This window comes from Methylophaga sp. SB9B (assembly GCF_004832235.1).
Taxonomy (GTDB): Bacteria; Pseudomonadota; Gammaproteobacteria; order Nitrosococcales; family Methylophagaceae; genus Methylophaga; species Methylophaga muralis.
The window spans coordinates 323,420-343,038 of sequence record NZ_SSXS01000001.1; the positions used below are offsets into that span (position 1 = coordinate 323,420).

A 19,619-nucleotide genomic window follows, 5' to 3' on the forward strand; every position below is an offset into this window, starting at 1 on the left:
GCTTTTTAGTATCTAAAGCAGGTAAATATTGCGTTAGTCGTTCTGCAAGGCTTCCAACTTTTCCCATTTTTCAAAAGCAGCTTCCAGCGATTTTTCCAAATCTGTCATCTGCGTTTGCACCTGTTTAATTTTAGTTGCATCCTGCTGATAGAAATCCGCCGCTGCCATTTTTTCTGTTAAAGCTGCAATTTGCTGTTCAAGCTTTTCAATCTCCAACTGCACTGCTTTTAAATCAAGCTGTTGCTGATAGGTTAACGAAGATTTTTTCTTGGCAGGTTTAGCTGCAGCAGGTTCAAGTTTGGTAGCTGGCTTGTCCTGTTTGGCAGGTTGCTGACGTTGTGCCAGCCAATCATCATAACCACCAACATACTCACGTACTTGCTGGTCTTCATCAAACACGATGCAACTGGTGACAACATTATTCAGAAAGCTTCGATCATGGCTGACCAGCAACATGGTACCGGTAAAGCCCAGTAATAAATCTTCCAGCAATTCCAACGTTTCTGCATCAAGATCGTTCGTTGGTTCATCTAAAACCAGTAGATTGGCTGGTTGAGTAAATAATTTTGCCAGTAACAACCGATTACGCTCGCCACCAGATAAGACTTTTACCGGTGTTCGGGCGCGTTCTGGCGTAAACAGAAAATCCTGCAAGTAACCAATGATATGTTTACGGCTGCCATTAACTTCAACAAAGTCTCTGCCCTGCCCAACATTGTCAACAACACTAGCTTCCTCATCGAGCTGGCTGCGTAATTGATCAAAATACGCTACCTGAAGATTGGTACCTAAACGTACCGTACCGGTTTGCGGTTCTGCCCGCCCTAATAAAATCGACAATAGGGTACTTTTACCACAACCATTCGGTCCAATAATGCCGATGCGATCACCGCGCTGAATAAGCGTTGAAAAATCTTTGAACAACTGTCTGCCATCAAACTCCTGGCTGATATTTTCAACTTCAACCACTAATTTACCGCTGCGATCGCCTTCCTGGATCTGCATAGACACATTACCCTGCACTTCACGGCGTTGCCCACGTTCACGACGCAGCTTTTCCAGTGCTCTGACTCGACCTTCATTACGAGTGCGCCGAGCTTTAATACCTTGACGGATCCACACCTCTTCCTGGGCCAGTTTTTTATCAAACAAGGCATTCTGTTCGGCTTCAGCCGCCAGCAAAGCTTCTCTTTTTTGCAAAAGCTATGGTAATCACCAGGAAAACTTACTAACTGCCCACGATCCAGTTGCACGATACGGGTCGCTAATGCCTGCAAAAAACTACGATCATGAGTGATGAATAATAAGGTGCCGCCATAGCTTTTCAGAAAACCTTCCAGCCAAGTGATAGAACTGATATCCAAATGGTTAGTCGGTTCATCCAGCAATAAAATATCTGGCTGACGAACCAAAGCCTGAGCCAGTAAAACACGACGCTTCATCCCACCAGACAGGCTGCCAAATTCCACATCCGCATCCAGAGACAGGCGCGAAATTACTGTTTCGACTTGCTGTTCAAGACTCCAACCATCAACTGCTTCGAGTTTATGTTGTGCTTTTTCCAGCTTGTTAAGGATTTGTTCACTGCTATCGTGTTGCAGTTGCTGAACAATATGATGATATTCCACCAGCAATGGGGCAACCTCACCCAGTCCTGCTGCCACCACATCGAATACACTGCCACCGGTACCAGCCGGAACTTCCTGTTCCAGACGGGCAATTTTCAACTCCTGTAAACCCACCATTTCACCGCTGTCAGGTGTAATTTCGCCAGCAATGACTTTCATCAAGGTGGATTTACCGGCTCCGTTACGGCCGACCAGACACACCCTTTCGCCTTTATCGAGCTGGAAGTCGACTTTATCAAGTAAATTGGGACCGCCATAACTGACGGACAGCTGTTTTAAAGACAATAATGCCACGGGTTAAACCTCTGCAGTTTCTGCGTTTTCGAGTATTTCACTGGCTTCTAGCCAGTCCATTTCAGCCTGTTCCACTGCCGCCTTGGTTGCGGCTTGTTCTTGTAACACAGCTTTGAGTTTTTCTTTATTAGTCGCTTCATACAACGTTGTATCAGCGAGTTGCAATTCTATTTTGGCAAGTTCAGCATTCAGTTTGTCGAGCGTCTGTTCTGCTTTTTTGACCTGATTGCGCAGCGGCTGTAATTTCTGCCGTTGCTGGGCTGCTGCTTGGCGATCCAGCTTTTTGGTATTGTTGGCAGTAGCTGCTTTATCACTGCTGTTACTAATTGCATCTCGCCCCAAACGTAATTGGCGGTAGTCATCCAAATCACCTTCGAACGCACTGGCTTTACCATCGGCCACCAGCCATAAGTCATCAGTAACATTGCGCAGAAAATACCGGTCATGTGAAACCACCACTAAAGCGCCTTCGTATTCCTGTAGTGCCATCGTCAATGCCTGACGCATTTCCAAATCAAGATGATTGGTTGGCTCATCAAGCAGTAACAATGCTGGACGTTGATAAACTAATAATGCCAGCACTAAACGCGCTTTTTCACCACCGGAAAATGGTGCAACGGGTTCTAATGCAGTATCACCATTAAAACCGAAACCACCGAGAAAGTTACGGCAATCCTGTTCAGTCGCCAGCGGATCCAGTCGCTGCAAATGCTTTAATGCACTGTCATCTGGGCGTAATTGTTCCAGTTGATGCTGGGCAAAATAACCAATAACAATATCTTTACCTTCCCGACGTTTGCCACTAAGCGGTTCGAGTTCGCCGGCTATCAGTTTGATTAACGTTGATTTACCGGCACCGTTAGGGCCCAGCAAACCAATACGATCACCGGGTGCGAGATGCATTTTGATATTGTCGATTAATGGGGTTTGCTGATAACCGACACTGGCCTTATCCAGCGCCAAAATTGGCGTAGTTAAACGTCTTGGTTCAAAAAAGCGAAAATGAAATGGTGAGTCAACATGGGCTGGCGCAATCTTTTCCATGCGTTCCAGCGCTTTAATACGACTTTGTGCTTGTTTGGCTTTGGTGGCTTTGGCTTTAAAGCGATTCACAAAGTCACGGATATGCGCGATTTCAGATTGTTGTTTCTGATAAGCAGATTGCTGATTGGCCAGATGCTCGGCACGGGCTATTTCAAAATCCGAATAGTTACCGGTATACAATTTGACCCGTTGTTGTTCGATATGAGCGATATGAGTAACCACGCGATCCAGAAACTCGCGATCATGCGAAATCACCAGCAAAGTACCGGCATAACTGCGCAGCCATTCTTCCAGCCAATATACCGCTTCAAGATCCAGGTGATTGGTCGGTTCATCCAGCAGCAATAAATCACTGCGACACATCAATGCCTGAGCAAGATTAAGTCGCATGCGCCAGCCACCGGAAAAGGTTCTGACCGCATTTTCCTGCTGATCAGCACTGAATCCCAACCCATGCAGTAATTTTGCCGCTCGGCTACGTGCGGTGTAGCCATCAATCAGTCCCAATTGATCATGCAGCTGAGTTTGCAAATGCCCATCTTCATTTTTCTCAGCCTGCAGCAACTGGGTTAATAACTGACTAAGCTCAGCATCGCCTTGCAGTACATAGTCGATCGCTGATGTATCAACCGCCGGGGTTTCCTGAGCGACATGCGCAATTACCCATGATTCGGGCAATGTCAGATCACCACTGTCGGCATGGATTTCGTTACGAATCATCGCAAATAAGCTGGATTTTCCTGTGCCATTGGCACCGGTCAAACCGATACGTTGACCTGGGTGAATCACCAGATTGGCAGCTTCAAACAGTAAACGGGGTCCGCGACGTAAAGAGAGTTGGCTAAGATTTATCATGGCGCGAATTGTATCAAGCCTGCTGGTCGACTGTATTGAAGAAATATGGCTGTTAAATAAATGACTGCAAAAAATTAAACCGATACCGGCAATTGCCAATCAATGGGAGATTGTCCGTGTTGCTGTAAATAGGTATTGGCCTGACTGAAATGTTTACAGCCTAAAAACCCACGATGAGCGGATAAGGGTGATGGGTGCGGCGCTTTCAAAACCAGATGTCGCTGACTATCGATAGCGAGGCCTTTTTTTTGCGCATAACTTCCCCACAACATAAACACCACATTTTCACGTTGCTGATTTACTAGGGCGATTACCTTATCAGTAAACTGTTCCCAGCCTTTTCCTTGATGCGCATTGGCCTGCCCGTGCTCTACCGTTAATACGGCATTGAGTAATAAAACACCTTGTTTTGCCCAGGCTTCAAGATAACCATGCTTTGGTGGAGTAATACTCAGATCATTATTCAGTTCTTTGTAAATATTCATCAGCGAAGGTGGAATGGCTACACCCGGCTTTACTGAAAAACACAAACCATGTGCTTGCCCAGGCTGGTGATAAGGATCCTGGCCGATAATCACAACTTTGACTTGTGATAGAGGCGTAGTTTCCAAGGCATGAAACCAATCAGCTGAATGAGGATAAACTATCTTGTGTTGCGCTTTTTGCTGCTGCAAAAAAGTCTTCAATTGCAACATATAAGGTTGTTCAAATTCCCCGCCAAGTAACGCTTGCCATTCAGGCGCTTTCTGCAAAGCCATTATCACTTCCCCGTAGTTAAATTCACATCATACTAATTTTGATTTTTTCACTCAGCCTTGCAACTCAGGTATACGGCGACCAGTCAGATAATGCCGGCTGAAAATATTTAATATTTCAAACTTTCAGGCCGATAGACAAGTTAATAAGTTACTGTTACTTTCAGTGGATACCATTTGCAGTCATTCAAATGTTTGTCGCAATAGTATCTATTCACAAGGAATCGCGATGGATAATAACGCCAATGTATTAATCGTAGATGATGTCCCTGACAATATTCAGGTCGCGATGAATTTTTTAAAAGAAGAGCCTTATAACCTCTCTTTTGCGACCAGAGGACAGGAAGCTCTCGCACTGATGCGAACTCACGATTATGACCTGATCCTGCTGGATATCATGATGCCCGAAATGGACGGTTATGAAGTATGTCGACGAATCAAAGCAGAACCAAGATTGCAGGATATTCCGATTATCTTTGTCACAGCCAAGGTCGATGTTGACTCGATAACTCAAGGCTTCCAAACCGGCGCAGTAGATTATCTTTGTAAACCTTTTCATGCCGAAGAGTTACTCGCCAGAGTCAATACCCATCTCACCTTATATCGCGCTAAAAAACTTCTTCAACAAAATAATCTTTCACTCCAGCATAAATATGAACAAAACCAGCAACGGCTGCTAACCGAGCTTGAACAAAACCAGCTGGAAATGATTTATGTGTTAACTGAGTTGATGGAATCCACTTCTGACGAAACCGGTAAACATATCCGCCGGGTAGCTGAATGTTGCAGATTATTGGCTTTGTACCATGAAAGCCTGACCGATGAAGATGCCGACATTCTGTTTCATGCCGCACCAATGCATGATATCGGCAAAATCACCATTCCCCATTCCATCTTGCATAAACCCGGCAAACTCACTGAAGATGAATTTGCCATCATGAAAACTCACACCACCCGAGCCTATAAAATCCTCAACAACTCAAAACGCAAATACACCAAAGCGGCAGCAATCATCGCGTATCAGCATCATGAAAAATGGGATGGAACAGGTTATCCACAAGGATTGAAGGGCCAGGATATTCACATCTATGGTCGTATCGTGGGTTTGATTGATGTGTTTGATGCTTTGATGCATAAGCGGGTGTATAAAGAAGCATGGACGCTGGAAGCGACAGTGGATTACATTAAAAAACATAGCAGTAGTCAATTTGATCCTTATTTGGTGAATATATTGATGGAACATATTGATGAATTTGTTGCCATTGCCAATCAAAACTAACTGGCTGTTTTTTATTGTTCTGTTGTGCATCAGTTGCCGGCTGTCGGCGTTGACGTTTACGGAAGAAGAGCAGGCATGGATCGACAATAACCCAGAAGTTTTATTAGGTGCAGATTACAGCTGGGCTCCCTATGATTTTCTCAATGAGAATAATGAACATGACGGTATTGCTGCTGATGTTTTAAAGCTAGTCAGTGAAAAAAGTGGTTTAAAAATTGTGGTTGAACCCGATGTCTGGGCGAACACAATGCAAAAAATGCGTAATGGCGAGTTAATGGGCCTTAGCTGCGCGGCAGCCAACGCAGAACGTGAGGAATTTCTGTTATTCAGCAAACCATACGTCAGCATGTCTCTAGGAATTATTGTCCAGCAACATCGGGATGATATTAAGTCCATCGAAGATTTAGCTGGCCTGACCTTGGCCGTCAATGAAGATTCTTATCTGCATAACTGGCTGAAAGTCCATTATCCTGACCTGGATTTGCTACTAACGGACTCTAATGACGATTCGCTAGAGGCTGTGTCTTTTTCAAAAGCAGATGCCTATATCGGTAATATCGCGGTCCTTAGTAACGTTATTAAACAACGCTATCTTTCTAACCTGAAAGTAGCCGCCAAAGTGCCGGGAGTGACAACAGATACATCAGTTGCTATTGATAAACGTTATCCGCTTTTGCACAGCATTATAGAAAAATCCCTAGCAGCAATTACGGCTGCAGAAAAACAGCAAATCATTGATAAGTGGTATGCCATAGTCACTGACAACTCCGGGTTTGAGGTATTACCTGGCGAACAAAGCCGGCTTGATTTAACCGATAAAGAACAGCAATGGATAAAAGATAATCCAGTGATAAAAATAGGGGTTGACCCTTATTGGCCACCGTTTGATTTTATTGATAAAAATGGTGTTCACAGTGGAATCAGTGCTGATTATCTACAGCTGATCAGCAAAAAGACTGGCCTGCAATTCCAGCTTGAAACCTACGCTGACTGGCAATCCGTCATCAGAGCAGCTCAGTTACGGCAGGTTGATTTGCTGCCAGCACTCTCACGCAATACCTATCGCGAAACATTTCTTGATATGTCGATCCCCTATCTCGACTATCCCCTTGCCATTGCGACCACCAAATTCGGTCATCTTACTAATCTGAACCAGCTAAGTAATAAACCTGTCGGTGTGGTTAAGGGCTACTTTGCTGAATCCATTTTATTGGCCCATTATCCGGAAATTAACATCGTCTACGTTCCCTCGGTTCGAGAGGGTTTGACGATGTTAGCCGCTGAAGAGATTGATGCCTATTTCGATATCATTGCGACCATCACTTACAACGCTAGTCAAATTGGTTTGACCCACCTCAATACGAGTATTGTTGACGAGTTTTCATCTGCATTACATATGGGCATCACTAAAGAGCAACCAGAGTTACTATCAATCATTAACAAAGCCCTGGCTGCGATCACAGCTGAAGAAAAACGGGTTATAGATCAACGCTGGATGTCCATTGCTACTTTCGATCGCACTAATTACACCTTACTGATTCAAGTCGCTGCTATTTTATTACTTATCCTGTTGGCCAGTATTTACTGGAATAGACGATTAAGTATTGAAGTCGATAAACGGCTTATTTCCGAACAACAACTTCGCGACAGTGAAGCACAGCTTTTACACCTGATTAATGTAATGCCGATGAGTCTGATGGTAACTTCAGCAGTTGATGGCAGTATTTTATTGGCCAATGAACACTGTTATGAAGAATTAGGTTTTACCCCAGAGCAACAGGAGAAGATTAAAGTTCAAGAGTTTTATGCGGATCTAGGGCAACGTCAAGGTGTGTTGGAAAAACTTAGCAAAGAGGGAGAAATTATTGGCAAACTGGTCAAAATTAAAACTAAAAATGGTCAAATCATTCAAGGACTGTTCTCGATAATATCAATTCAATATCAAGGTAAACCAGCCTTTCTCGGCTTTTATCTCAACATGCAAGAACGAATCGCTCTCGAAAACTCATTAAAGGAAGCGAAAACTCACGCTGAGGCAGCAAACTTGGCTAAATCGCAGTTTCTCGCCAATATGAGCCATGAAATTCGTACCCCGATGAATGCGATCCTGGGATTTACCGAATTACTGGACGAGCAAATCACCGAACCGCGTCTCAAAGCTTTTATTAAAACCATTCGCGGAGCTGGCAATACTCTATTGCTGCTGATTAACGATATTCTTGATTTATCGAAAATCGAAGCTGGCAAACTCCAGCTGAATAAAACTGCCACTGATCCACATCAGCTGTTTGACGAAATCGCCAATATGTTTGTGTTGCAAATCCGTAATAAGGATTTAACGCTGCACTTAGATATCGATCCGAACCTACCCCACGGCTTGCTGCTGGATGCTACACGTTTGAGACAAGTGCTGTTCAACCTCATCAGTAATGCAGTGAAATTTACCGATGTTGGTCATGTGCGTATTCACGTTCATGCCGATAACGTTGATGATCATTTAAGCAAGCTTGATTTACATATTCTGGTCGAAGATACCGGTATTGGTATTCCCGAAGCTGAAGTCGAACATATTTTCGAAATCTTCGCTCAGCAATCCGGCCAGGATGTTCGCAAATATGGTGGAACCGGCCTTGGTTTATCAATCACCCGTCGTTTGATAGAAATGATGGGGGGACAAATTCATCTGCACAGTAAAAGTGGTGAAGGCTCTGTGTTTACCATTGATTTGCCCGGGATTGATATCGCAGCAATAGCCAGCGATAAACTTCGCCAACAGGCGTTAGCATTTGATGCCAGCCGAATACGTTTTGAGCCGGCCCATATGTTGATCGTGGATGATGTTAATCATAATCGGGAGTTAATTCGCCAACATTTTATCAACAGTAATATTCAAACCAGTGAAGCCGAAAATGGTCAGCTAGCGGTTGATTTTGTCAAAAACAATACGTTAGATCTGGTGTTGATGGATATTCGTATGCCAGTAATGGATGGCTATGAAGCTGCCAAACAAATCAAGCTGATTAAACCTGATTTACCTATAATCGCGTTGACTGCCTCGGTAATGAAAGATGCTTACGAACAGGATAAATTGCAACATTTTGATGCTTACTTACGCAAACCAGTGCTTCGCAATGAGCTATTTCATGCGTTAAGTGTGTTTTTGGGCTATCAAACCATTGAAATTCAAGCTACGAAGGTTGTTCAAGAAGATTGGTCACAACTCGATAAACAGCAACTTTTATCGATCTTTAATCACTTTCAAACAGACATTGACGAAATTTGGCAAAAAGCCAGCCAAAGCAACAGCATGACTGATATTAAATCCTTCGCTCACGCCATTGCTAAGCTGGCCACTGAATATCAAATTGATACCCTGGATCGCTATGCCAGCCAATTATTGGAACGTATCGATGCATTTGATATTGAAGGCATGAAAATATTACTAAAACAATTTGCCTCGTTAAGAAGTAATCTTCAACAAATTATTCGTGCTGTTTAGCCAGAAAGGCTTAAGCCGATATGATTTGTTTGCCGCTTTTTTATACAATGCCACCACCCTGTAATTGAGATGAGCTAGATGAATTCCGATTTAAAAACGGATGCACAGTGGCGTCAACAACTTAACGATGAACAATATCGCATTACCCGACAGGCTGGCACCGAACCCGCTTTTTCCGGAGAGTATGTCGATCATGATGAAGCGGGTCATTATCACTGCATCTGTTGTGGGCAAGCCCTGTTTGCTTCAGACGATAAATTTAATGCCGGTTGCGGCTGGCCAAGTTTCTCCTCACAACTCGAACATGGTGTGGTCACTCATCATCCGGATTACAGTCACAATATGGACCGGACCGAAGTCCGTTGCCAACAATGCGATGCGCATTTAGGACATGTATTTGACGATGGTCCAGCCCCCACGGGCCTGCGCTATTGTATTAATTCGGTTGCTCTCGATTTTCATGACAAAGACTGAATGGACGTTGTATATCATTGAGGCAGCCAACGGTCATCTTTATACCGGTATTACCACTGATTTAGAGCGGCGCTTAAAACAACATCAGAATCATAATGGTGGTGCTCGCTTCTTTCACACCAGTCAGGCTCAAAGAGTCGTTTATCATGAACAACACCCTGATCGTAGCAGTGCCAGCCGTCGCGAAGCGGCAATCAAAAAACTCAGTAGACAACAAAAACTGAACCTTATCGGTAAACCATCAGACCATGTATAATGGCGCGCTTTTTCAGCACGTCTGAATTTCTCCTTTAGATACAGGATTTTAACTTTGTTAAGCACTGCTAACATCACCATGCAATTTGGGGCCAAACCCCTGTTCGAAAATGTCTCGGTAAAATTCGGTGGAGGCAATCGTTACGGTCTGATCGGCGCCAACGGCTGTGGTAAATCAACTTTCATGAAAATTCTGGCCGGCGTCCAGGAGCCCACCTCCGGTAATGTGAGTTACGATCCCAACGAATCTTATGCGGTATTAAAGCAGGATCAGTTCGCTTACGAAGATCAGCGCGTCATTGATGTGGTTATTATGGGCAAACCTGACTTGTGGGAAGTGCACAAGGAGCGGGATCGGATTTATAACCTGCCGGAAATGAGTGAAGAAGATGGCCTGAAAGTCGCCGATCTGGAAGCTGAATACGCTGAGATGGATGGCTACACTGCTGAATCCAGAGCCGGAGAATTACTATTAGGTGTCGGCATACCAGTCGAACAGCATTATGGCCCGATGAGCGAAATCGCTCCTGGTTGGAAACTGCGTATTCTATTGGCTCAGGTACTTTTTGCTGATCCCGATATCATGTTGCTCGATGAGCCAACCAACCATTTGGATATCAATACCATTCGCTGGTTGGAAGATGTCTTAAGTCAGCGTAACAGCACCATGATCATCATTTCGCATGATCGCCATTTCCTCAATCGTATCTGTACCCATATGGCTGATATGGATTACGGCGAATTGCGGATTTATCCGGGTAATTATGATGAATACATGATTGCCTCAACTCAGGCTCGTGAACGTCTGCAATCTGACAATGCGAAGAAAAAAGCGCAGATCAAAGAGCTGCAGGAATTCGTATCACGATTCTCAGCTAATGCTTCGAAGGCAAAACAGGCAACTTCGCGTCAAAAACAAATGGAAAAAATTCAGCTGGATGACATTAAACCTTCCAGTCGGGTAAATCCTTTTATTCGTTTTAACCAGGAAAAGAAACTGTTCCGTAATGCATTGGAAGTCAGCAAGCTAACACAAGGCTACGATAACGAAAAACCGCTGTTTGAAAATTTCAGTTTTATGGCTGAAGTCGGTGAAAAGATTGCCGTGATTGGTCCTAACGGAATTGGAAAAACCACCTTTGTGAAAACCTTGGTCGGTGAACTGGCGCCAAAATCTGGCAACGTCAAATGGTCTGAAAACGTAAATATCGGTTATTACGCTCAAGATCATGATCATCTGTTTAAAAATGATATGACTTTGTTTGAATGGATGTCGCAATGGGGCAGCCCTGAAGATGATGAACAGGTTATTCGTGGCACGTTGGGTCGACTGCTGTTTTCTGGCCACCTGATCGATAAAAAAGTGAATGTACTGTCCGGTGGTGAAAAAGGCCGCATGTTATTTGGCAAATTGATTTTGCAAAAACCCAATATTCTGGTGATGGATGAACCGACCAACCACATGGACATGGAATCTATTGAGTCACTTAATCTGGCATTGGAAAACTATGAAGGCACTTTGATTTTCGTTTCGCATGACCGCGAATTCGTATCATCATTAGCGACCCGTGTATTTGATATGGAAAATGAAGGCATTACTGACTTTACCGGTACTTACGATGAGTACCTCAGAAGCCTTGGCATTAATAACTAAAGCTGATTAATCGATCAGGCCAATGTGATTTTTCAGCGCGTTGGCCTGCTTCCATCACTTTTGTTTGCGTGCTATGTTGAAATCCCAATAACGTAGTTGAGGATTTACAGCATGTTAAACCGTCATACGCTTAATTTATCTGCTCTGTTGGCAATGTTTTTAGCTTTTGCATTGCTGGCGCTTCCTAGTCACTCCTTTGCCGCATCTGCCTCCGAGATTGATATTAAAGTTGATGAAGCTCTGAAACGCTTCCAGACAGAAGTCTCCGGTGGTGATCGCTTCCTTGAAAAAGCTACCGGTGTTTTGGTTTTTCCGGATGTGATTAAAGCCGGATTTGGTATCGGCGGCGAATACGGTGAAGGTGCGTTACGCATTGGTGGCAGCACCGTGGACTACTACAACACTGCTGGAGCATCCATTGGCTTTCAATTAGGCGCTCAGCAAAAAACCGTCATCCTGGTGTTTATGACCGATGAGGCTTTACAACAATTTCGTAATAGTGATGGCTGGAAAGCAGGAGTTGATGGTTCGGTCGCGGTGGTTGAATGGGGCGTAGGTGAAGATATTAATACGACAAATATTCAAGACCCTATTGTGGGGTTTGTCTTCAGCAATAAAGGCCTGATGTATAACTTGACGCTCGAAGGCGCCAAGTTCACCAAACTAAATAAATAGAATTAGTCTTCTATACGAAATCCTAATTTGATAGTGACTTGCCAGTAACGGACACCGCCGTTTTCGATATAGCCGCGGGTGTCCGTTACTTCAAACCAATGCAGGTTTTTAACGGTTTCAGCAGCTTTGGCAATCGCATTTTCAATGGCTTTATCTGAACTCTCGGCTGAGCTGCCAGTGATTTCAATATGTTTATAAACATGTTCAGTCATAATATTTCCTTGTTATTTCCGTAAATAGATAAACCAGTAAAACAGGCCTACAAAGATACTGCCACCCAGCATATTGCCCAATGTCACCGGGATCAAGTTATGCCAGAAAAATCCGCCAATAGTCAGTTGTTCCGATACCATCATCGTGGTGGCAATTTCCGTTTGTGCCAATAAGCCTGCAGGGATAAAAAACATATTGGCTACACTGTGCTCGAACCCCAAGGCAACAAATGCTGTAATAGGAAATATTACTGCCAGCACCTTATCGGTGACACTGCGCCCCGCCATACACAACCAGACAGCAAGGCACACCAGAATATTGCACAATACGCCTCGAGTGAACGCTTCCATCCAGCTCAGGTTCACTTTACTGTCAGCAATTGCCACCACTTTCTGTCCAAGAGCCCCATCCCCCTGCCACCATAAACCACTTAAATACATCAACAGCAAAATCCCCAAAGCACCAATAAAATTACCCACATAAACAATTAACCAGTTATGAATCAATTGCCTGAGGCTGATTAGCCCATCAATGCACGCCATCACCAATAAATTATTACCGGTAAATAATTCTGCCCCGGCAACTACCACCAGAATCAAACCAAGGCAAAATGCCAGACCACCAATTAATCGCATCAAACCTGCTGGCATATTGCCAACGTCATAGGTCACAAGCGTAAAGAAAGCCGCCCCCAGCGCGATAAAGGCTCCGGCTAATAATGAAAGAGCAAATACTCTTAATGGATCAACCGTGCATTTACTCATGCTGGTTTTTTCTAGGCGGCGAGCAATTTCTGCAGGGGTATATGCATCTACTGAAAATGGATCCATAGGTATTTTCTCGATATTGAAAAATAAGTTAGCTGATAATCACATACCTGGGTGTACAGCACCATGCCCATCGAAATAAATGAATGATTTTGCTATCTTTTCATAGAGCGGGCACGTATAATTGCACGCTAGCAAATGTCACTTTTACAGCTTTGTTTCCAAAGCTGCCCATCACAGGTTATTCAATGTCCACACCAGAAAACGATACAACACCCTCATTCGCTGAGTTAGGGTTAGCCGCTCCAATTTTACAAGCCGTACAACAACTCGGTTATGAAACACCATCGCCAATTCAGGCGCAAAGTATCCCGCCGTTACTGGCTGGTAGAGACTTACTGGGTCAAGCCCAAACCGGCACCGGTAAAACCGCAGCCTTTGCCTTACCGCTGTTAAGCCGTTTGGATCTAAAAAACAAAGCCACCCAAATGTTGGTATTAGCCCCAACCCGTGAGTTGGCGATCCAGGTTTCTGAAGCGATTCAAAGTTACGCTCGTCACCTGAAAGATTTCCATATTCTGCCTATTTATGGCGGTCAAAGCATGGGTATCCAATTACGTTCATTACAACGTAAACCACAAGTCGTGGTTGGTACGCCTGGTCGTATTCTGGATCACATCCGTCGCGGTACATTGAAGCTGGATAAACTTGAAGCATTAGTGCTTGATGAAGCTGATGAAATGCTGCGTATGGGTTTTATTGATGATGTCGAAACCATCCTCAAAGAAACCCCTGAAAACCGCCAGGTAGCGTTATTTTCAGCAACCATGCCCGGCCCTATTCACCGTGTCGCACAGAAATATCTGAAAGATCCGGTAGATGTTCGTATTCAATCCAAAACGTCAACTGTTACCACCATTAACCAGCGTTATTGGCAAGTGACCGGCATGCACAAACTGGATGCGTTAACCCGTATTCTGGAAGTCGAAGACTTTGATGGCATGATCATTTTCGTGCGCACCAAAAATGCCACGGTAGAATTGGCTGAAAAACTTGAAGCTCGTGGTTATTCCGCTTCTGCGATAAATGGCGATATGAATCAGGCGCTGCGTGAAAAAACCATCGAACGCATGAAAAAAGGCAGTATCGATATTCTGATTGCTACCGACGTCGCTGCACGAGGTCTGGATATTGAACGCATGAGCCACGTGGTCAACTACGATATTCCTTACGATACTGAATCTTATGTACATCGCATCGGCCGAACCGGCCGTGCTGGTCGTAAAGGTGAAGCTATTCTGTTTGTCTCTCCTCGCGAAACCCGTATGTTGAGTGCAATTGAAAAGGCCACACGCCAAGTCATTACTAAAATGCAATTACCAAGCAGCGAAGATATTGCTGATCGCCGTGTATTGCAATTTATGGAACAACTCAGTGAAACCATTGAGTCGCAAGAATTGGCGTATTTCGAAACATTGATCAGTCAGTACCAAAAAGAACATGATGCCGATCCGATTGCCATCGCCGCCGCGTTAGCATTTTTAGTACAAAAAGATCGTCCATTGAAACCAGTCAAGCATGTTACCGAACGTCCAGCTCGTGAAGATCGTGAACGCGCACCACGCCAAGAGCGTGATCGTAGTGAACGGCCAGCTCGTGGCAGTCGTGATGAACGTCCACCACGTGAGAAACGTCCAGCTCGTCAACATCCGAATGAACCGGATATGGATACTTACCGCGTTGAAGTGGGTCGTGCAGATAAAATTGAGCCACGTAATCTGGTTGGTGCAATTGCCAATGAATCGGGTATCGAAAGTCAGTTTATCGGTCGTATTACCATCAATGAAGATCACAGTCTGATTGACCTGCCACAAGGCATGCCAAAAGATATGTTCCAGCAATTACGTAAGATTTGGGTCAACAGTAAGCAGCTGAACATGAGTCTGGCAACAGATGAAGCAGTAGCAGAAAGTGCTGCAGATCGTCCATCACGTCGTAACTTCAGCAAAGATCGTAAAGATGGTCCAAAAAGTAAACCAGCCAAGAAGTTTAAGAAAAGCTAAGAAATAAGTTTTTTCATTACTAAAAAGTCACTGCTAGCAGTGACTTTTTTTTTGAGCATGCCACAATAGCGTCCATGCTCAATATCATCTGGATTGCCTTTTTTCTGATCGCCTTTGCGGTAGCTTTATTTAAGCTGCTTGTATTGGGCGACAGTGAAATCTTCAGCCAGATCATGCAGGCAATGTTTGCCCTCTCCAAAACCGCTTTCGAAATTGCTATCGGCCTGACCGGCATTCTCGCGCTGTGGTTAGGCATTATGAAAATTGGTGAGCGTAGCGGATTTGTTGAACTCTTAACTCGTGGCCTATCTCCCCTGTTTACCCGCTTGATGCCTGAAGTACCCAAAAATCACCCAGCGCTCGGGGCGATGGTGATGAATATCTCAGCCAATGCTTTGGGATTGGACAATGCCGCAACTCCACTTGGCATAAAAGCGATGCAGGAATTGCAGAAGCTTAATCCCTTAAAAGATACCGCCAGTAATGCACAGATTTTGTTTCTGGTGATTAATACCTCTGCCGTCACGTTATTCCCAGTTACTATTTTTACTTACCGTGCTCAGATGGGCGCTGCCAATCCGACAGATGTTTTTATTCCATTATTAATCGCTACCTATTTTTCAACTTTGATCGGCTTGATTACGGTAGCTGCGGTACAAAAAATCAATCTGCTGGATAAAGTTGTGTTGATGTACCTGGGTGGATTCAGTGCTTTTGTATTTGGTTTACTGGCTTATTTTGCCAGTCTGGAACAACAACAAATGCTGGTTCAATCAGCGGTAATCAGTAATGTGGTGATTTTTTCACTGGTGATTGCTTTTATCGTCGCTGCAGCCTGGCAACGGGTAAATGCCTATGAGGCCTTTATTGAGGGAGCCAAAGAAGGCTTTTCAACTGCAGTAATGATCATTCCCTATCTGGTTGCCATGCTGGTCGCTATCGGTGTTTTCCGAGCCAGTGGCGCGCTTGAATTGCTTGCTGATGGTGTGCGTGCAGGCGTATTGGCAATCGGACTGGATGACAGATTTGTCGATGCCTTGCCAACGGCTCTGATGAAGCCATTTAGCGGCAGCGGCGCACGCGCCATGATGATCGATACCATGGAAGTACATGGTGCCGATTCGTTTGCCGGTCGACTTGCTTCTATCGTTCAGGGCAGCACGGAAACGACTTTTTATGTGTTGGCGGTGTATTTCGGTGCAGTAGGCATTAAGAAAATTCGTCATGCTATTGCTTGCGGTCTGGCAGCAGATGTCGCAGGTATCACCGCAGCGATTATTATCGCCTATTGGTTTTTTGGTTAATTCATAACTACAACAAAACTTGTCTATTCAAAGCTCAAAATAAACCTTCAGTAAACTACAAATTCTGCTACATTTTATCGCCCGTTCAAGGGCTTAGTCAGGTTATTCCGTAACAGCTAAGGTCACTCATTCTTCTGGAGAATCGCTTTTTTGAACGCTCAGTCTGTTGTTGATTTTGCTGTTTTCGATCTTATTGCCGATGCGCTGACTACCCAAGGATATTGCATCCTGCCTCAATTATTGCCACCCGCTTTAACCCATGATCTATATCGTCGGGTTGCCCGTCTGGATGAACATGATGATTTAGAACGGGCTGGCATTGGCCGAGAAGAAAAGCATCAGTTAAATGAAAATATCCGTAGCGATGAAACCCGCTGGCTGGATCCGGAAAATAGCGTTGATCAGGCCTATCTCAGCCATATGTCAGATTTCCGTCTAGCGATGAATCAACGGTTGTTTTTAGGCTTGTTTGATTATGAAGCGCATTATGCACATTACCCCAGCGGCGCGTTCTATAAACGCCATGTAGATGCATTTAAAGGTCAATCCAGTCGGATTTTAACCACGGTGATGTATTTAAATCCTTTCTGGCAGACTCAGGATGGCGGTCAATTACAGATCTATGATCTTAATGATGATAGTCTGATTACCTCTGTCGAACCTGAAATGGGCACTTTTGTGGTTTTTTTAAGTGAGCAATTTCCACACGAAGTCTTACCGGCCAAACGTGATCGCTACAGCATCGCAGGATGGTTTCGGGTACATGATCCGCTACAGGCACCAATGATATGAATACAAACTTTGAGATTCTGGAATTAGGCCAAAGTGATTTACGTCGTGTCGCTCTACCAGTCACCGATATAAATGATGTGGTTTTACAACAGAACATTGATGATTTGATCGTGTTTGTACAGCAACGCGGTGGCATGGGCATTGCAGCCACCCAAGTCGGCATTAACCAACGCTTTTTTATTATGTCGAGTCATCCAAACGAACGTTATCCCTATGCACCGGATATGCCTGCAACCTGTGTTATTAATCCTGAAATTGTCTGGCATTCCGAAACAATGGAAAAAGACTGGGAAGGTTGTTTAAGCGTCCCCGGATTACGTGCCTTGGTTCCACGTTATCAGCAAATTGAAGTCCGTTACAGCCTACGTGATGGTACCCAAATACAAGTAAAATATGATGATTTCATGGCCAGACTGTTTCAGCATGAACTGGATCATTTGGATGGAAAAGTATTTGTTGATCGGGTGGAATCGACAATGGATATGATGACCGAATCAAGCTGGCGATCGATGCTGGCTGAAAAAGCCCGGAGCAATGCTAAGTAATGGCACAACAATTTGATAGCTTATCTGATCGCTTAATTGAGTTTATTCTCCAACAGCATCTGTTTTTCGTGGCAACGGCAACGGCTGACAGTCGAGTTAACGTTTCACCCAAAGGCATGGACTCATTACGGGTGTTAAATAGTAATCGGGTAATCTGGTTGAATGTAACTGGCAGCGGCAACGAAACCGCTGCACATATAGAACAAAATCCACGGATGACTCTGATGTTTTGTGCTTTTGAAGGCAAACCTTTAATTTTGAGACTCTACGGGCAGGCTCGGGCGATTCATCATAAGGATCCTGAGTGGCAATCACTTTATGGTTTATTTGACGCGTTGCCCGGTGCCAGACAGATATTTATTCTGGATATTGATTTGGTACAAACATCTTGTGGCATGGCTGTACCCTATTTGGATTATGTCGGGGAACGCGAACTGCTGAATAACTGGGCTGAGCGCAAAGGTGAGATAGGTATTAAAGACTACTGGCGGGAAAAAAATCAGTTCACTGTGGATGGGCTGGAAACCGATATTGTCAAAAAGAATATTTAGCCTTTTTCGACTTACTAATGGCCGAACATTTCACCCACAGCTTTTGCCAGAGTTTCCGAACGTTTGGGATTACGCAAGACTTGCATAATTGGTTCACGCATACCCGGAATAAATAACAAATCAGCTAATAATTGACTAAAGCCAGCTTGGTCAGCGTCATTATGAGCGAGTTGCTCAAGATATAATTCGCAGATTGGTGGTTTGGCCAACGCCAGCCAGATACGACCACTGATGATGGCCAAAACTTCAATTTCCCGGCTACATCGATGCTTCAATACCTGCATCACCATTCGTTCTAGCAGACCACGCGCAGGACTATTGGACGCGGCCCGTAAACAGGAAATGATTTTGACCGTATCCGGCTGTTTTTCCTGCAGCTGAATATCGACCTGTTGCGCCAATACTTCTACCACACCCGCTGCCGGACTAGCATGCTCCAGCAATACACAAAGATTATGAAATGGTTCTTGCGGGAGCTTCGGCAATAGTTGAATCAAGCCCAAAGTACCTTCATTCGTATCTAAACGAATGGCAAAATCGGCAAGGCCCTGCATTGCCAGTCCAGGCCATTTATCCAATGACAGATCACCGGTGAAATAACGGTAAGCAGAGTCGTAATATTTTGAAGGGGACAGTTTCAAGGCATATGTGGCATGCGCATTAAAAGCCGCCATTCGATCCTGTCGCGGCTCAAAGGTAAATGGACTATCTTTTAAAGCACCCTGAATTTTGTTGCTATCCGCTGCGGCCAACATCGCTTCGCCAAGTCTTTCCAGCAGCATCAGTAAAAACGCATCACGTGCATCTGGAATCAATAAACCCTGCTCATCTAACGGGAATTGCAAAAACCAGACATATTGTTTTTCTGCTGCATCGGGATGCCAGAAAATGATGCCCATCTGAGCGAAACGTTTGAATGGATAGGGATAGGGGAGCTGACAATTATCAAAACTGACAAACTGTTCAGGGGTT

At 44.4% G+C, this 19,619-nt stretch carries 16 protein-coding genes and 1 pseudogene; 11 read left to right on the forward strand and 6 right to left on the reverse strand.

Translation table 11 applies throughout. The annotated features are described in order from the left end of the window. Nucleotides 1-33: 33 nt before the first annotated feature. The 3 genes and pseudogenes from E8Q33_RS01610 to ung all read right to left on the reverse strand — a co-directional run bounded on the left by E8Q33_RS01610 (nt 34) and on the right by ung (nt 4,579). Nucleotides 34-1,922: pseudogene (locus E8Q33_RS01610) on the reverse strand (ATP-binding cassette domain-containing protein). A 3-nt stretch (nt 1,923-1,925) separates the two neighbouring features. Beyond that, the gene (locus tag E8Q33_RS01615; protein ID WP_136552367.1) at nt 1,926-3,821 is read right to left on the reverse strand and encodes an ATP-binding cassette domain-containing protein; all 1,896 of its coding nucleotides are present in this window, start codon (nt 3,819-3,821) and stop codon (nt 1,926-1,928) included. 74 nt (nt 3,822-3,895) lie between these two features. Beyond that, entirely contained in the window at nt 3,896-4,579 is a 684-nt protein-coding gene (gene ung, locus E8Q33_RS01620) for a uracil-DNA glycosylase (RefSeq protein WP_136552369.1), read from the reverse strand. A 226-nt stretch (nt 4,580-4,805) separates the two neighbouring features. On the opposite strand from ung, the gene E8Q33_RS01625 reads away from it, so the two are divergent. The 6 genes from E8Q33_RS01625 to E8Q33_RS01650 all read left to right on the forward strand — a co-directional run bounded on the left by E8Q33_RS01625 (nt 4,806) and on the right by E8Q33_RS01650 (nt 12,412). Beyond that, entirely contained in the window at nt 4,806-5,855 is a 1,050-nt protein-coding gene (locus tag E8Q33_RS01625) for a two-component system response regulator (protein WP_069295765.1), read from the forward strand. Next, nucleotides 5,824-9,354 (forward strand): transporter substrate-binding domain-containing protein, encoded by a 3,531-nt coding sequence (locus E8Q33_RS01630; RefSeq protein ID WP_247869866.1) that lies wholly within the window; start codon nt 5,824-5,826, stop codon nt 9,352-9,354. The genes E8Q33_RS01625 and E8Q33_RS01630 overlap by 32 nt, the downstream gene beginning before the upstream one ends. A 78-nt stretch (nt 9,355-9,432) precedes the next feature. Further along, on the forward strand, nt 9,433-9,828 hold the full coding sequence (gene msrB, locus E8Q33_RS01635; RefSeq protein WP_069295762.1) for a peptide-methionine (R)-S-oxide reductase MsrB: 396 nt from the start codon (nt 9,433-9,435) through the stop codon (nt 9,826-9,828). Then, nucleotides 9,815-10,084: a GIY-YIG nuclease family protein gene (locus E8Q33_RS01640; protein WP_069295761.1), complete on the forward strand. Its 270-nt coding sequence runs from the start codon at nt 9,815-9,817 to the stop codon at nt 10,082-10,084. The genes msrB and E8Q33_RS01640 overlap by 14 nt, the downstream gene beginning before the upstream one ends. Nucleotides 10,085-10,138: 54 nt before the next feature. Further along, the gene (locus E8Q33_RS01645) at nt 10,139-11,737 is read left to right on the forward strand and encodes an ABC-F family ATPase (protein ID WP_069295760.1); all 1,599 of its coding nucleotides are present in this window, start codon (nt 10,139-10,141) and stop codon (nt 11,735-11,737) included. A gap of 111 nt (nt 11,738-11,848) precedes the next feature. Then, nucleotides 11,849-12,412 carry a YSC84-related protein gene (locus E8Q33_RS01650; RefSeq protein ID WP_069295759.1) on the forward strand — a complete coding sequence of 188 codons (564 nt, stop codon included), beginning with the start codon at nt 11,849-11,851 and terminating at the stop codon, nt 12,410-12,412. 2 nt (nt 12,413-12,414) lie between these two features. Here the strand turns inward: E8Q33_RS01650 and E8Q33_RS01655 are convergent, their stop codons facing one another. Further along, nucleotides 12,415-12,624, reverse strand: a complete 210-nt coding sequence (locus E8Q33_RS01655; protein WP_069295758.1) for a dodecin — start codon at nt 12,622-12,624, stop codon at nt 12,415-12,417. Nucleotides 12,625-12,636: 12 nt separating this feature from the next. Next, on the reverse strand, nt 12,637-13,455 hold the full coding sequence (locus tag E8Q33_RS01660; protein ID WP_069295757.1) for a formate/nitrite transporter family protein: 819 nt from the start codon (nt 13,453-13,455) through the stop codon (nt 12,637-12,639). Nucleotides 13,456-13,640: 185 nt separating this feature from the next. On the opposite strand from E8Q33_RS01660, the gene E8Q33_RS01665 reads away from it, so the two are divergent. The 5 genes from E8Q33_RS01665 to E8Q33_RS01685 all read left to right on the forward strand — a co-directional run bounded on the left by E8Q33_RS01665 (nt 13,641) and on the right by E8Q33_RS01685 (nt 18,647). Then, on the forward strand, nt 13,641-15,455 hold the full coding sequence (locus tag E8Q33_RS01665; RefSeq protein ID WP_069295756.1) for a DEAD/DEAH box helicase: 1,815 nt from the start codon (nt 13,641-13,643) through the stop codon (nt 15,453-15,455). A 74-nt stretch (nt 15,456-15,529) separates the two neighbouring features. Beyond that, complete coding sequence (locus tag E8Q33_RS01670) at nt 15,530-16,759, forward strand: nucleoside recognition domain-containing protein (protein ID WP_136552371.1); 1,230 nt, start codon at nt 15,530-15,532, stop codon at nt 16,757-16,759. 150 nt (nt 16,760-16,909) lie between these two features. Continuing rightward, nucleotides 16,910-17,551, forward strand: a complete 642-nt coding sequence (locus E8Q33_RS01675; RefSeq protein WP_136552373.1) for a 2OG-Fe(II) oxygenase — start codon at nt 16,910-16,912, stop codon at nt 17,549-17,551. Beyond that, nucleotides 17,548-18,096: a peptide deformylase gene (gene def, locus E8Q33_RS01680; protein WP_136552374.1), complete on the forward strand. Its 549-nt coding sequence runs from the start codon at nt 17,548-17,550 to the stop codon at nt 18,094-18,096. Before E8Q33_RS01675 ends, def begins: the two co-directional genes overlap by 4 nt. Next, complete coding sequence (locus tag E8Q33_RS01685; protein ID WP_136552376.1) at nt 18,096-18,647, forward strand: pyridoxamine 5'-phosphate oxidase family protein; 552 nt, start codon at nt 18,096-18,098, stop codon at nt 18,645-18,647. Before def ends, E8Q33_RS01685 begins: the two co-directional genes overlap by 1 nt. Before the next feature lie 14 nt (nt 18,648-18,661). Here the strand turns inward: E8Q33_RS01685 and E8Q33_RS01690 are convergent. Then, nucleotides 18,662-19,619, reverse strand: a 958-nt coding sequence (locus tag E8Q33_RS01690) for a DUF3549 family protein (RefSeq protein WP_136552490.1), incomplete at its 5' end; no start/stop codon positions are given.

Excerpts from the sequence above, each read along its gene's own strand:
- msrB (WP_069295762.1), top strand. The coding sequence starts at position 9,433 with ATGAATTCCGATTTAAAAACGGATGCACAGTGGCGTCAACAACTTAAC.
- E8Q33_RS01615 (WP_136552367.1), bottom strand. The coding sequence starts at position 3,821 with ATGATAAATCTTAGCCAACTCTCTTTACGTCGCGGACCCCGTTTACTG.
- E8Q33_RS01665 (WP_069295756.1), top strand. The coding sequence starts at position 13,641 with ATGTCCACACCAGAAAACGATACAACACCCTCATTCGCTGAGTTAGGG.
- E8Q33_RS01650 (WP_069295759.1), top strand. The coding sequence starts at position 11,849 with ATGTTAAACCGTCATACGCTTAATTTATCTGCTCTGTTGGCAATGTTT.
- E8Q33_RS01625 (WP_069295765.1), top strand. The coding sequence starts at position 4,806 with ATGGATAATAACGCCAATGTATTAATCGTAGATGATGTCCCTGACAAT.
- E8Q33_RS01685 (WP_136552376.1), top strand. The coding sequence starts at position 18,096 with ATGGCACAACAATTTGATAGCTTATCTGATCGCTTAATTGAGTTTATT.
- E8Q33_RS01640 (WP_069295761.1), top strand. The coding sequence starts at position 9,815 with ATGACAAAGACTGAATGGACGTTGTATATCATTGAGGCAGCCAACGGT.
- ung (WP_136552369.1), bottom strand. The coding sequence starts at position 4,579 with ATGGCTTTGCAGAAAGCGCCTGAATGGCAAGCGTTACTTGGCGGGGAA.
- E8Q33_RS01660 (WP_069295757.1), bottom strand. The coding sequence starts at position 13,455 with ATGGATCCATTTTCAGTAGATGCATATACCCCTGCAGAAATTGCTCGC.
- def (WP_136552374.1), top strand. The coding sequence starts at position 17,548 with ATGAATACAAACTTTGAGATTCTGGAATTAGGCCAAAGTGATTTACGT.
- E8Q33_RS01655 (WP_069295758.1), bottom strand. The coding sequence starts at position 12,624 with ATGACTGAACATGTTTATAAACATATTGAAATCACTGGCAGCTCAGCC.
- E8Q33_RS01630 (WP_247869866.1), top strand. The coding sequence starts at position 5,824 with ATGAATTTGTTGCCATTGCCAATCAAAACTAACTGGCTGTTTTTTATT.
- E8Q33_RS01670 (WP_136552371.1), top strand. The coding sequence starts at position 15,530 with ATGCTCAATATCATCTGGATTGCCTTTTTTCTGATCGCCTTTGCGGTA.